At 71.0% G+C, this 12,900-nt stretch carries 13 protein-coding genes; 8 read left to right on the top strand and 5 right to left on the bottom strand.

Translation table 11 applies throughout. From position 1 onward, the window contains the following. The first annotated feature begins 23 nt into the window (after positions 1-23). From NXY84_RS20880 to NXY84_RS20855, 6 genes are all read left to right on the top strand, one after another. Positions 24-1,394: a hypothetical protein gene (locus NXY84_RS20880; RefSeq protein ID WP_258724950.1), complete on the top strand. Its 1,371-nt coding sequence runs from the start codon at positions 24-26 to the stop codon at positions 1,392-1,394. 276 nt (positions 1,395-1,670) lie between these two features. Then, complete coding sequence (locus NXY84_RS20875; RefSeq protein WP_258724949.1) at positions 1,671-2,324, top strand: DUF305 domain-containing protein; 654 nt, start codon at positions 1,671-1,673, stop codon at positions 2,322-2,324. Positions 2,325-2,454: 130 nt separating this feature from the next. Beyond that, on the top strand, positions 2,455-2,583 hold the full coding sequence (locus tag NXY84_RS20870) for a hypothetical protein (protein ID WP_258724948.1): 129 nt from the start codon (positions 2,455-2,457) through the stop codon (positions 2,581-2,583). Positions 2,584-2,591: 8 nt separating this feature from the next. Beyond that, positions 2,592-2,792, top strand: a complete 201-nt coding sequence (locus NXY84_RS20865) for a hypothetical protein (protein WP_258724946.1) — start codon at positions 2,592-2,594, stop codon at positions 2,790-2,792. 503 nt (positions 2,793-3,295) lie between these two features. Then, positions 3,296-3,838, top strand: a complete 543-nt coding sequence (locus NXY84_RS20860) for a GAF domain-containing protein (RefSeq protein ID WP_258724945.1) — start codon at positions 3,296-3,298, stop codon at positions 3,836-3,838. 286 nt (positions 3,839-4,124) lie between these two features. Next, the gene (locus NXY84_RS20855; protein WP_258724944.1) at positions 4,125-4,490 is read left to right on the top strand and encodes a hypothetical protein; all 366 of its coding nucleotides are present in this window, start codon (positions 4,125-4,127) and stop codon (positions 4,488-4,490) included. 77 nt (positions 4,491-4,567) lie between these two features. On the opposite strand, the gene NXY84_RS20850 is transcribed toward NXY84_RS20855, so the two are convergent. Continuing rightward, on the bottom strand, positions 4,568-6,217 hold the full coding sequence (locus tag NXY84_RS20850; RefSeq protein WP_258724943.1) for a methyl-accepting chemotaxis protein: 1,650 nt from the start codon (positions 6,215-6,217) through the stop codon (positions 4,568-4,570). Between the two features lie 611 nt (positions 6,218-6,828). Here NXY84_RS20850 and NXY84_RS20845 point away from each other — a divergent pair. Further along, positions 6,829-7,434, top strand: a complete 606-nt coding sequence (locus NXY84_RS20845; RefSeq protein ID WP_258724942.1) for a hypothetical protein — start codon at positions 6,829-6,831, stop codon at positions 7,432-7,434. Positions 7,435-7,768: 334 nt separating this feature from the next. Here NXY84_RS20845 and NXY84_RS20840 read toward each other — a convergent pair whose 3' ends face one another. Both NXY84_RS20840 and NXY84_RS20835 read right to left on the bottom strand, forming a co-directional pair. Continuing rightward, positions 7,769-8,155: a VOC family protein gene (locus tag NXY84_RS20840; RefSeq protein WP_258724941.1), complete on the bottom strand. Its 387-nt coding sequence runs from the start codon at positions 8,153-8,155 to the stop codon at positions 7,769-7,771. A gap of 102 nt (positions 8,156-8,257) precedes the next feature. Beyond that, the gene (locus NXY84_RS20835; protein ID WP_258724940.1) at positions 8,258-9,061 is read right to left on the bottom strand and encodes a hypothetical protein; all 804 of its coding nucleotides are present in this window, start codon (positions 9,059-9,061) and stop codon (positions 8,258-8,260) included. A 274-nt stretch (positions 9,062-9,335) separates the two neighbouring features. Here NXY84_RS20835 and NXY84_RS20830 point away from each other — a divergent pair, with 274 nt between their 5' ends. Then, positions 9,336-9,686, top strand: a complete 351-nt coding sequence (locus tag NXY84_RS20830; protein WP_258724939.1) for a hypothetical protein — start codon at positions 9,336-9,338, stop codon at positions 9,684-9,686. An 804-nt stretch (positions 9,687-10,490) separates the two neighbouring features. Here the strand turns inward: NXY84_RS20830 and NXY84_RS20825 are convergent. Together NXY84_RS20825 and NXY84_RS20820 are read right to left on the bottom strand one after the other, a co-directional pair. Then, complete coding sequence (locus tag NXY84_RS20825) at positions 10,491-11,192, bottom strand: haloacid dehalogenase type II (protein ID WP_258724938.1); 702 nt, start codon at positions 11,190-11,192, stop codon at positions 10,491-10,493. Between the two features lie 82 nt (positions 11,193-11,274). After that, a complete protein-coding gene (locus tag NXY84_RS20820; RefSeq protein WP_258724937.1) occupies positions 11,275-12,012 on the bottom strand; it encodes an SDR family oxidoreductase in 738 nt (245 codons plus the stop codon). Between the last annotated feature and the right edge of the window lie 888 nt (positions 12,013-12,900).

Genomic DNA, 12,900 nt, shown 5'->3' with positions numbered 1-12,900 from the left:
GACGCCCGAGGCCAGGAGGCCGCATGCCCACCCCATCCGTACCCGGTCCGACGGGCCCTCGTCCTGCGCTCGGCCGACGGCGCGCGGGCGGCGCCCTCGCCGCCGGGCTCGCCGGGGTGCTGACCCTGAGCGCGTGCAGCGGGGCCGCGCCGCGGGCCCCCGAGAGCACCGCCGACGCCGAGGCGGTGCGGACGGCCGAGGAGCGCCTCGTCGTCGCCGACCCTGCCGCCGGAGCGATCCACACGTACTCCGTGCCGGAGCACGAGCTGCTCGGCACGCTGGAAGGCGTCAAGGTCCAGGACCACGCCGGGTTCGTGCAGCTCGAGGACGGCCGCCTGCTGCTCGCCGACATCGACACGCCCGAGCTGCTCGCCCTGGACGTCACGCGCGACGAGCCCGTGATCACCGACCGCGTCGACCTCCCCGGCTCGGCCGTCCACATCGCGGTCGACCCGGAGGGCGCGCGTGCCGTCGTGAGCACCTCCGCCGACCCGCAGACCGGCACGGGTGCCCTCACCGTGGTCGACCTCGAGACCTTCGAGTCCGTGGCGACCCTGCCGGTGGCGACCGAGGAGCCCGGGATCGCGCTCGTCGGCGACACGCTCCTGCACCGGGACGGTGCCGAGGCCGGGCGGGTCGAGGCCTTCCCGCTCGAGGACGTGCTCGACGGGCCCGCGGAGGCCACCAGCACGACCGACGTCGGCGCGTACGGGCACGGCGAGGCCGTCGTCGACGGTCACCTGCTCCTCGCGACGGACGCCGGGCTCGAGCGCGTCCACGTCGACGGCGGCGAGCTCGCGCCCGAGGGCGTGCTGAGCTGGACGGCGGGCGACCGGGACTGGGGCCGCGGCTACTACCTCCGCGTCCTGGGCGCCGAGGCGCCGCACGTGTGGAGCTACGTGCGCGACCAGTCGAGCGAGACGTGGGGCGAGTGGCGCAACGACCTGTTCGTCGTCCCGCCGGGGGAGGACGAGGCGCAGCGCCGGCCCCTTGGGGACGGACTGGCCTTCCGCTTCTCCGTGGCCGACGACCGGGTGCTGTTCGCCCGCATGCACCCCGACGGGTACGTCGCGCACGTCGTCGACGCCGACCCGGGCTCGCCCACGTTCCTCGAGACCCTGCACGCCGTGCCGCTGCCGACGCCCAGCCGCGCCCCCGCACGCGAGGACGACCTCGAGGAGGTGTGGGCGTCGCCGGGGAGGCCCATCACGGCGATCACGGCCGCCGGCGACACCGGCTACGTCTCCCGGGGAGGCGACGGCATCGTGGACGTCCTCGACACCCGCGCGGGCACGGTGACCGGCACCATCACCGTGCCGACCGCCCTCGACGGCGGCGGCTACCTGACCGTGGCGCGCCCCGGGACCGAGCTCGTCGACACGTTCGGCCGCTGACGTCGCCGCTGCCGCGGGCCTCGGTGCGGGGCGCGCGGCAGCGCCGGCGGGCGGTCGCGAACCGGTGCAGCGGTTGGAGCCGCGTCCGTCGCCGCGTCATGATGCGGAGATGCAGGGAGGCCGCGCGACCCGTCGCGACCCGGTCGACCCGCGGCCGGTGCCGTCCCGGGGATGCGGGTCGCCGCGCACCGCTCTGTGCGTCTCCGGGTCCAGGGGCCGGCCCGTGCGCCGCGCCACCACCTCGACCACCCGACCACAGACCGAGGGAGCTCCACCATGACCGCACGCACCCGCCCGACCCCGGCCCGCCGCACCGCCACGCTGCCCGGTGCGGCCGCCGCGGGCGTCGCGCTGCTGCTGACCCTGACCGGCTGTTCCGGCGACCCCGGGGCGGACCCGGGCGCGGCCACGTCGTCCGCCTCGGAACCCGCGTCGACGAGCGAGGCGCCCGCCGAGCACAACGACGCGGACGTGCAGTTCGCGCAGGGGATGATCGTGCACCACCGGGGCGCGGTCGAGATGGCCGAGCTCGCCGCCGACCGCACGCAGACCCCCGAGGTCCTCGACCTCGCGGAGCGCATCGCCGCCGCCCAGGGGCCCGAGATCGAGACGATGACCGCGTGGCTCGAGGCCTGGGACGCCGAGGTCCCCGCGGACGACGCCATGGCCGGGATGGACCACGGCGACATGGACCACGGCTCGATGCCCGGGATGATGACCGACGAGCAGATGGAGCGGCTCGAGGAGACCGAGGGCGCCGCGTTCGACGAGGCGTTCCTCACGATGATGATCGAGCACCACCAGGGCGCGATCACGATGTCGCAGGACGAGGTCGACGGCGGCGAGAACGCCGACGCGGTCGCGCTCGCGGAGACGATCATCGAGGACCAGACCGCCGAGATCTCCGAGATGACCCGCCTGCTCGGCTGAGCCCACGCCGCGGCCCGGTCAACGTCCGAAACGATGACCGGCCCGGCCCGGCCAGGGCTCTGACCACGAGCTCGCGTCAGCTCGGCTTCGTCGCCACGCCGTCGAGCCAGAGCGTGTCGGACTCGTCGCGGTGGACCACGTCGGTGCCGGCGTGCTTGCTGCTGACACCTACGGCGGCGGCAGCGCGCGCGGCGACGAGGACCGGACCGCCGACGTCTACCCCGCCGGACAACACCCCCGCATCCGCGTCGAACGCTGACCCCGGCCATGGATGTGCGGGTCGTCCTGACCCTTCTGACCGTCGCGTCGCGCCTGCTGACGCTGTGGGGCATCGGCCACGGGCTCGCCACGGCCCGGAAGAGAACGGCGCGCGCCCTGCACGTGACGTGGCGGCTCGACGAGCTCAGCGAGGTGCACGGACGGGAGCGGGCGGAGCAGGCACGGACCACGAGGCGATCAACCGGCTGACGGAGAAGCACCGGCGGATCCACGAAGCCGAGGGACTCCCGTTCACTACGACCGGGTCGTGGGACCCGTCCGGCACGCGTGTGCAGGCCACGATCCTGTCGAGCGTGCTCGACGGGCTCCGCGCCGATGCCTGGTTTCGTCGTGCTCGGGGCGGTGTGCGGCGTTGTGGCCGGCGTGTGGTCGCTGTGGCTACCTCCGAGCTGACTAGGGGAGGGGGTATGCCGCGCCCTGCCGACGTGGGTTCATCCGTCCGCCACTGGACCGGCGTCCAGATGTGGTCGATACGCTGACGTGGAGGCCCCGCTGCTCTAGCCCCCTGCAGCAGCGGGGCCTCCTTCGCGTCCGTGTGCTCGCCGTGCCGTCGGCGCCGGCTCGGCCACGTGTGCTCGCCGCGAGGGTGTGATGTCGGCCGGTTCTGTTGCGAATGCTGGATGGGCGGGGTGCGGGGCCGATGGGTGGGCTGGTAGGTCGTCGGGGGTCGGCGACCGTGGAAGGGACCCGTGATGAATGCCAACGTGACCGTCGCACCGGCCGACGCCCTGCTTGCCGAGGAGCCTCGTTCGCTGCAGGCGCTGGACCGGTACGGGCTGGTGCACTCGTTCGACGGTCCGGAGTACGACGACCTCGTCGAGCTGGCGCGCGACGTGACAGGCGCCCCGTACGTGTCGATCGGTCTGGTGCTGCCGGACGAAGGCGTCGTGAAGGCATGTGTGGGCGACTTCATCGCGACGTTCCAGCAGGCGGAGTCCTTCACCGCGGTCACGATCCAGGACCGCCTGGAACCCACGGTGGTCCCGGACATGACGCGCGACGTCCGCTTCGCAGCCAACCCGTACGTCACCGGCGCGGTGAAGATGCGGGCCTACATGGGAACGACGCTCAGCTCGATCGGCGACGAACCGCTGGGCGCCCTGGAGATCATGGACACCAGCGCCCGGGAGTGGACCCCTCAGCAGGTGCGCCACCTGATCATCCTCGGGCGCATGGTCGAGGCCCACTTCGAGCTGCGGCGCGTGCTGCACGAAGCCGTCCTCAACCTCCGCTGACCCGCTCAGCGCGGTCCGTTCGCAACCGCCTTTGCGTCTCTCATCGGAACACGTCCGTTGTCGAGTGGCTACAGCAGCGCGACGGAGGCCACTTTCGCTGTTTCCGGCCACCGACGCCGGTCTACGCCAAACGGCGGTCGAAACCGTTGGTCGCGATCGCCGTCGTTCCGGTCGAGGCCTGCCCCGGCCACGGGATAGGGCCCGCTTCGTCGAGGTAGGGCGGGCTGTCCACGACGTGACTGGGAGCGGCTGGCGTAGTCGGTGTCCGCGGGGCGACACTTCCGCCGTGAACGACGCCCGAGAGATCGCCATGCCCGTCAGCGACTGGCTGCTGGTCGACGCCACGATCGACAACTCCGTATCTGACGCAGCCGTGGACGGCGATGACCCACGCGTCGAGACCGGCCGTCGTATTCGCAAAGCCGGGTGGGCGGCTGCCGCGTCACACCCGAACCGGGAGGAAGGACCAGCGGGGTGGCCACCGGTCACCGCCGACATCACTCCTGACCTGCTCACGACGGACTGGTCGTTCATCCTGGCGGAGCTTGTCCGGTGGGCGGCCGTCAGCGAACAGGTTGGAATGCTCGACGAGCGCGATGAGGCCACTCGCGTCGCAGAGCGTTTGCGCCTACGGCTGGCCGACCGACCGTAGGTGTCCGCTGTCGGGTGGCTGCGACGGCGGGAAGGGGGCCGCTTTGGCTCGCTTTCGGCCAGGTCGCTGAGACGCGGTCAGAAGCGGAACTGCTGCACGAGCCCGCGAAGCTCCTCCGAGACACTGGCGAGCTCGTCCGCCGCGCGCTGGGACTCGGCCACCGAGTCGGTCGTCGCGCGCGCCACGTCGGCGACCCGGGTGATGTTCGCGGCGATCTGCTCCGAGCCGGCAGCCGCCTCGGCGACCCCGCGGTTCATCTCGGTCGTCGTGGCGTTCTGCTCCTCGACTGCCGAGGCGACCGTCATCTGGTGGTCGTTCATGCGGGCGATGACGGACGCGACCTCCGCGATCGCCGCGACGGCGCTGCGCGTGTCCGCCTGGATCGCCTCGACCCGCCGGGAGATGTCCTCGGTCGCCCGCGCGGTCTCCTGCGAGAGCTCCTTGACCTCCCCGGCCACGACGGCGAAGCCCTTGCCCGCCTCACCGGCGCGTGCGGCCTCGATCGTGGCATTGAGCGCGAGGAGGTTGGTCTGCTCGGCGATGGTCGTGATGGTCTTGACGACCGCGTCGATCTCGCGGCTGGAGTCCCCGAGCCGAGAGACCGTCGCGCTGGTGATCTCGACGACGTCCACGGCGCGCTGGGCGACGCCGGCTGCCTCGTTGGCGCTCTGAGCGATCTCGCGGATCGACGCGCCCATCTGCTCGGAGCCGGAGGCGACGGCGTGCACGTTCGAGGAGACCTCGTTCGCGGCGGACGCCACGACGTCGGCCTGCGCCGCGGACTCCTGCGCGCCCTCGGCGATCCGTCCGGAGAGCTCACCGATGCGCCCGCTGAGAGCGGACAGCCCTTGCGTGCTGCCGGCGACCGAGCCGAGCGCACCACCTACCGCGGCCAGTGCGGTGTTCAGGGAGCGCGCGAGGCGGCCGACCTCATCGTTCGACGTCACGTCGAGCCGTTGTGTCAGGTCGCCGTCGGCCACGTGCGCGAGCACGTCGACGGCCGCGGCGAGCGGTCGCGTGATCCCTCGCGTGAGCCGCCACGCGACGACGCTCGCCGCCAGCGCGGCCAGCGCGGCCAGCAGCACCATCGTCATGAGGAAGCTGCCGGCGATGCTGCGGGCCTGCGCGGACTCCGCCTGGTTCATCGACTCCTCGAGGTCGATCAGCACGTTGATGGCCGCGAGCCACTCGACGAACCGCGGCTTGGCCTCCTCGGTGAGCAGCGCCAGGGCGGCCTCGCCCTCGCCCGCGCGCTGGAGCCCGACGACCTCGTCGACGAGCGGCATCGTCTCCGCCTCGATGCGCTCGATCTGCGCGAGCGCCTCGACCTCCTTCTCGCCGACGTTCGCCGGGTCGGCGAACACCTCGGCCATGAGCACCGCGGAGTCGGCGTAGTCCGCCTCGAGGCTCTCGATCAGCGCGACCTCGCGGTCGACGTCGGCCGGCGACCCCGCCAGCACCACGTCGCGCAGGGCGATCGCACGGTCGTGCACGCTCCCGCGGAAGTTGATGGCGTAGCGCTGCTTGACGCTGTTCAGGTCGTTGATCGTGCTCAGGCGCGTCTGGATCTGCTCGACCCGCGTGACCCCCACCGCGGTCACGGTGATCATCGCGAGGACGACCACGAGGAACCCGATCGCGAGACGACGACCGATCGAGAGGTTCTTCAGCAGCATCAAGGACTCCAGGGCGGGGGCGGCACCGGTGAGAGCCGGTGCCAGTCTCATCGGTCCGCATCGCCACCCGCTGAGTCGTCGCGCGAGCCCGAGTGTCGTGACCCGCCACCGCCTGGCCGACCCGCACCCCGCACCTCCAGGCGACGTTCCCCGTGGTGGCCGGAAACGAGGGCGGGCTCAACCGGTCAACGCACCACCCGTGCCGCCAGGTCTTCAGCCCTGGGCCCGGACGGACGGCCCTCGACGCCATCACCCGGAGGATCCGCAGCGGTCTCGACGCCCACCAGGCCAGCGACTGCTCCCTGCGGACGGACGCACCTGATGAGCAGGGCGGCTGCTCCACCGAGGACATCGACAGCTGACCGAACCCGTCGACAGCGCGAGCCGCCATGAGCCCGGGACACCGACCACGACGAGACCAGGCCCGACTCCCGGCGCTGCGGTCACCGCTGGTGGAACCGAGGCCACAGTGAGCCACTGCCAGTGGCGAGTGGAGGCACGCTGGCGTACAGCCCTGGTGTCAGCCCGGTGAGACATGTACCTAAACGATCGTTTAGGTACGTGTCGTTGCACCTGCCGCCGAGGGGACCTGGCAGAGCTTCGATGGGTAGAGGACCTGCAAGACTCGCGCCATGGAGGTCGGGGCACGTGGAGAAGGGCGGGTGTGGTCTTGGGCCGGCTCGGCCGCCGAGGTGGAGGCGCGCCGCCGCGATGCCGACGAGCTGGTCGGCGCGCGCATCCGAGCTGTCCGCTACTTCACTCTCGACTACCGCCGCCACGAGCTGCACCCCGGACTAGTTGACGACGGCCCTCGGAACATCGACGCGGAGCTGGAGTGGAACGACCCGACATGGCTCTTCGACGGGTTCGACGCCGTGGACCACGGGTTCGAGGTGGCGACTGACGGGGGCGCGGTGTTCTCGCTCACGTGGGATCCCCCCGGCGAACGCGAGGGAATCGGCCTGCAGCCCACCCCGATGCTCGGCAGCGGCGTCAGAAGCGACGCGGACGTGGCGATCTGGGACGTGGGGGAGCATGCCCCGAGCTGGGCGCCGATGGTCGGCGGGCGCGTCACGGGTGTGGATCTCCACTACGTCCCGTGGGACGAAGCCCTCGGCAGCTTCTGGTGCCCCCGGATCACCATCCGCGGTGAGGGAGACCGTGTCGACGTCGTGCTGGGTGATTCCCTGGACGGCGTACTCGTCCCGTCCTCGGACAACATCGCGGTCGTCCATCCAGGCACGCCTCTGCCGAGCTGGCTCGACTGAGGGCCTGACTCCACACGGACGTGCCGCTGGCTCTGCGCAGACGTGCCGACCACGGAGCGGGACAGGCACCGCCCGCAGGGGAGCCTGCGTACATGTACCCAAACGTTCGTTTGAGTACATGTACGTGCTTCGCCGGCCGGCGAGGGCTTGGTGCTGATGAAGTCGTGGCGTGTGGTGGTGCGGACGTCGGCCCGTCACCACAGGCTGACGAGCCAGCGGACGGCGATGACGCCACCGATGGCGACCAGCACCAGCACGAGCACGACCGCAAAACACCCATGGGCGAGCAGCCAGGACCCGGTGTCGGGATCGGGCTTATCCCAAGAGGCGACGCTCAGACCGGTCCACGCCGATCGGCGCCCTCGGGCTGCCATAGCTGCAGCGGGTTGCCCTCGGGGTCCTGCAGAGAGGCGAACCGGCCGTTGGGGTAGACCTCGGGGTCGACCTCAACGGCGACACCGTTGCGGCGCAGCTGCTCGACCATCGCGTCGAGGTCCGCGACGCGGAAGTTCAACGACCACGAGTGCGCGGGGCCGGCGACGTGCTCCCCGTCGTGGGCAATGGGGGCGAAGACGGTCGGGCCCGCGTCCTGCCACCACGAGGACACCTCGTAGGAGTCGGGCGCGGGGTCGACCCCGAGCTGGAGGCTGTACCACCGGGCCAGCCGTTCCGGATCGCGCGCCGCCACGAAGATGCCACCGACCCCGGTCACGCGTTCCACGTCGTCCTCCTCCGTCGGATGCCGAACTCCGCCATCTTGTCGCGCGGACAAGCATCTTCGCCCTCGCCAGACGACTCGAGGGCGTCGCGCGCCTGCAGCCGGTCAGCGAGTTCGACGCACGAGCGGGACGAGCGGCACGAGCGGCACCGGGAGCAGCGGCGAGCACGCTGGCGCCGGCTTTCGACGCGACCGCTGACCCGCAGCCGGTCGGCCATCGCCTGTTCGTGCATGTACGTAAACGACGGCGATCGGGAGCACCCGGGTGTCGCCGCGCTCGGCGAGGGCGGCCCCCGCCTGCCCTGCGGCCGGCTCCTCGGAGGTCGCGCTCAGGGTCAGGAGCTCGTCTCGGATGGTCGGGGAGTCGACAGAGTTGATGGTGAAGGCGAAGGACGCGTAGTCGCGGACATCGGGGTCGGGGTCGCTGAGCAGCCGCACGAGCAGTTCCACGTCCGGGTCGTCAGGTGCGGCGTCGTCCTCAAGGGAGAAGGCCAGCTGGAACGACACCTGGAGGCGAACGTCGCCGTCCTCGTCGTCGGCGAAGCGCATCAACAGCTCGGTCGCTTGTCCGTCCTCGTCGAGACCTGCCACCAGCCGCAGGGCTCGCGCGGCGATCCAACGCAGGTACTCGTTCTCGTGGTCTACCGAGACGGAGCCGGCCTGCTCGATGACCAGGCGGACCATCTCGGGTGCGGGGCCGACCTCCGGCGACGCTTCCCAGGCCGCGTCGAGGACGGCGACGAGCAGATCCAGCGCGGCGCTCCGTATGTCTGGGTCGATCGCTCGGCTCCACGACACTGCGAGGTCGAGGGCTCCTCGCTCACCCACGGCGGCTCGCAGCTCCGCGGCTACTGCGTTGGGATCGTCCGCCTCGACCAGTCGCGTCAGGTGGATCTCAGCCGGCGTCACCGCCCCAGTTTGCCGCGCGGCGGAGGCGCCCGTGGGCCGCTGCCCGCTCTGACGGCATGTACTCAAACGATCGTTTGAGTACATGCACTCGAGCAGAGCGCGGTCGAGTTCGCGATGAGGCAGTCTCGACGGTTTGGCTCAAACGAGCGTGGCCTGGTGCTGGCTTGACCGTCGTGTGACGATGGCATGAACCCTGGCTTGCGCGTTCCGCGTCGCGGCGGCGCACCAGACGCCGGTGTTGGGCAGCCGGCCCGGCCGGCGGGAAGGAGCGGACGTGTTCCTCGAAATGGCGAAAGACATGCCTCGCGGGCGCAGCGACTCGCTCGAGCGGCTGTGGGTCCCCCTGCTGGTCGTGCTGACCGTGGCGGCGGTGGGCATCGGAGCCTGGTTCGTCGTCGATGCGCGCACAGATCCGGGCCTGGCCCGGCAGGTCGAGCAGCAGGCGCAACACGCCGACGTGCTGCTCGACGAGTACACCCTCCCCACGGGCGACGGTCAGGGCCAGGTTCGGATGCTCGTCGACGGCGTCTGGCGCGAAGGCCTCGTCCGCGTCGCGGGCGACGTCGCGACGCTGCTCGTCCGAGATGCCGAGGGCGGGTACGTTCCGGTCGATCCCCGCCGCTGAACGCTCCACGCTCGATCCCTCAACCCTCGGCGACGCCGGAGTGACCCCGTGAGCGCGGACGCCGGTACATGTACTCGAACGTTCGTTCAAGTGCACATGGCATGGAGCGTCGACCAACCTCCGCTCGGTTGTACGTGAAGCAGGGTGGACCACGCGGGGCCCGTACCAGTACTGGGAGCAAGCCCCGGCCGACTCCCGGTACACCGCTCCACTCGAGCTAGTGCACGACCCGGCCGATCCGGGCGTCGTGATGGCCGTTCGCGATGCCCGGGCAGCCCTCGCCGCGGGTCGATCGCACCCCTGGGCAGCCCTCGCCTACGCCACACCGGCGCTGACGGTGCTGATCGTGCCCCGGTGGCGGCGATGGCTGACCAAGCCGCTGCGACGCCATGATCAACGCACGACAGCGTGACATGTACCTAAACGATCGTTTGATTACATGCACCTGCGAAGGCGCCGGCTACTTCCGCGAGAAGCGGCCGTGACGCACAGTGTCCGGGTGAACGACGACGCGCGGGGGCGCCCGTGATGAGCGAGCCGCGGGCGCGCGCCCTCGCGGCCCACATCCACCACCAGACCTCGTCCCGGTGGAGGTGGTTCAGCACTCCGACGTCGAGTGGCTGGTCGAGCTGTCTTTGGGCGAGGGTGGCGCTGTAGACCGCTTCACGATCTGGGCCGAGGACGACTGGCCTTGGCTCCGCGAGCCGATCGCCCGCGCAGGGTTTTCGGAGACCCCGCCGAGCACCTGAGGCGTCGTATGACGGTGCACCTAAACGTCCGTTCAGGTACGGGCCAGCAGCGGCTTCATCGCCGGGACCACCGCGCTGCGAGGTCCGTCAGTGACGCCACTGCGATATCCGGCTGCCGGAAGAATGCGGGGTAGTGGGCTGCGTCCCGGTTGATCCAGGCGGTGCGCATCCCGACCCGTCCTGCGCCGTCGATGTCCCAGGGGTGCACCGCGACGAGTAGCATCTCGGCCGCCGCCACCCCGCCCCAGCGGACCGCGTGCGCGTACGCCTCAGGCGCAGGCTTCCACCGTGGCGCGTCGTCGACGCTGAGGAGAGCCTCGAGGTCGCCCCGCAGGCCCGCCCGCGTCAGCAGGCCATCTGCCACCTTGGCACTACCGTTTGAGAGCGTGACCAACCGGATCCCGGCGGCGCGAAGGCCGCGCACGCCGTCCGGCACGTCCGGGTGGACGTCGAGGTCACCGAAACCCGCCATCACGTGCTTCACCGCCGCCGGCACGTCCTCGATTCCGACGGGCATGAGGAGCCGCTCGGCGGTGGCAGCGGCGATCTCTGCGAAGGGTTGCGACGCACCCGCGGCGGCCAGAGCGAAGCCGTCACGAAGCACCTCGACGAACCACTGCCGCGCGAGGTAGGCCGGCGCGCCGACACTCTTCCAACGGGCCGACATCGGCGACATGTCGCTCAGCGTCTCGTTCACGTCGAAGACGACAACCTTCGGGACCCGCTCGCCACGGACCGTGCTGCCTGTGTTCTCCATGGGTCTGTGCTCCTTCGGTCTGTCGATTCCGCGACCGAACCTCGCCCAGCGCCGCGGCTCCGTCTGCCGAGCCACGGCTCCTTCAGCTGCCCTGGCGCATGCTCCACATCGCCCAGTGCTGTGTCCGCATCTCGCGCGGCTGCTGCAGCGTGGTGACGACGGCGTGGGCGACCATCTCCGGGCGCAGGTACTCCGCGAGCGAGGGGTCACCCTGGGTGCGGCCTTTGCCGATCGCGAACTCCGTCTCGACCCCGGCGGGGTTGATCGTCGTCACACGGATCCCCTTCTCGCGGAGCTCACGATCGATGGAGCCCGCGAAGCCTTGCTGGGCGAACTTGGTTCCGGCGTACACGGCCTCGTCCGGCCCGCCGCGGAAGCTCGCCACGGAGGCGACGATGACGATGTCGCCTGCACCGGCCTCGAGCATCGGTGGCAGCGCGGCACGCACGGTGAAGACGGTGCCGGTGAAGTTGGTGTCGATCATGGTTCGAATGTCCTCGTCGCTGCCGTCCAGGACCGAGCCGTAGAGACCGACGCCTGTGTTGGCGACCACGGAGTCCAGTCGGCCCCAGGTGTCTAGGGCCGCCTGCACGAGGCGGGCGTTGTCGGCGGGCGCGCGCACGTCCATTTGCACGGGCACGACCCGGTCGGTTCCCAGTTGCCCGGCCAGCTCGGTGAGACGCTCGAGCCGGCGAGCTCCGACCACGACGTTGGCGCCCGCGGCAACCAGCGCCTCGGTGATGGCACGGCCGATGCCGGCGGAGGCACCGGTGACCGCCACGACGGTCCCAGTCAGGTCACGCAACTGCATGAGGGTCATGGTCTCGACGCTAGAGAACCTCTGAGGTCTGTCAAGCGAGGGCCGAGGCGCGCCGCCCGCAGCGTCGATCACTCTCGGCACCCGGTACGCGTCACCGCAACAACGCTTGCCCCAACGCTGCACGCGTCAGGCGGCGGCGACTGACGGCTCATCACACGGGACACTGCACCTGACCGAAGGCTTGAGTACAGCTGGTTGGTGCGTTGGGGACGCCGCAGGGCGGCCCCCGCGGCGTCTCGCCACTGCGTGTACACAAACCTCCGTTCAGGTGCATGCGCTCGGCGGGAGGCCAGCGAGTGCGCTGTGAGGTCCCGCTGTGCGCGCAGCGCACGGTCATGCCGTTGCGGGGTCCACCGGGAACGCTGGGCCGCCGGCGCTTCCGTGCGCGTTGTGCCGGGCCTACGGTCCACGCATGGTTCACGACGCTCGCCATTGCTTTCGTAGCCGTGCCGCCGCAGTCCTTCGTTCGGAGGCTCTCGTGTGGGCCGTGGTTCTCGGATGCCTGTCGGCGCTTGCCGCCGCTTCCGGGGCGCTGAGCGACTGAGGCGAGAGGGACCGAGACCTGTCACATGCTCCGAGCGCACTCCTACGCGCGCTCATGCCGCTGCGCGGTCGAACCGGAGGGCCGGGTCGCCGGCCGTGCGGCGCTGACGACCGTGCGCACACGGGCCGTGCGTGCGCATCCATGCACTCAAACGATCGTCTACGTACGTGTCACGCCTGCCTCAGGCGCGCCTTCGTCGTCGGCGCGGCGGCGGTTGGCGAGTTCGGCTCGTCGTTGGCGGACCTCTGCTATGAGGTCGTCGAGCTGGTCTCGTGTCACGGCCTCTTGCTGTTCGGCGGCGTCGGCGACGCGCTCGACGAGCCAACCGCGCCGGCGCTCGCTCC

It is taken from the genome of Cellulomonas sp. NS3 (assembly GCF_024757985.1).
GTDB lineage: Bacteria > Actinomycetota > Actinomycetes > Actinomycetales > Cellulomonadaceae > Cellulomonas_A.
Note: the sequence above shows the minus strand (reverse complement) of the source record. Positions and strands in the feature narration are given on the sequence as shown.

Excerpts from the sequence above, each read along its gene's own strand:
- NXY84_RS20880 (WP_258724950.1), top strand. The coding sequence starts at position 24 with ATGCCCACCCCATCCGTACCCGGTCCGACGGGCCCTCGTCCTGCGCTC.
- NXY84_RS20875 (WP_258724949.1), top strand. The coding sequence starts at position 1,671 with ATGACCGCACGCACCCGCCCGACCCCGGCCCGCCGCACCGCCACGCTG.
- NXY84_RS20865 (WP_258724946.1), top strand. The coding sequence starts at position 2,592 with ATGGATGTGCGGGTCGTCCTGACCCTTCTGACCGTCGCGTCGCGCCTG.
- NXY84_RS20860 (WP_258724945.1), top strand. The coding sequence starts at position 3,296 with ATGAATGCCAACGTGACCGTCGCACCGGCCGACGCCCTGCTTGCCGAG.
- NXY84_RS20850 (WP_258724943.1), bottom strand. The coding sequence starts at position 6,217 with ATGAGACTGGCACCGGCTCTCACCGGTGCCGCCCCCGCCCTGGAGTCC.
- NXY84_RS20825 (WP_258724938.1), bottom strand. The coding sequence starts at position 11,192 with ATGGAGAACACAGGCAGCACGGTCCGTGGCGAGCGGGTCCCGAAGGTT.
- NXY84_RS20820 (WP_258724937.1), bottom strand. The coding sequence starts at position 12,012 with ATGACCCTCATGCAGTTGCGTGACCTGACTGGGACCGTCGTGGCGGTC.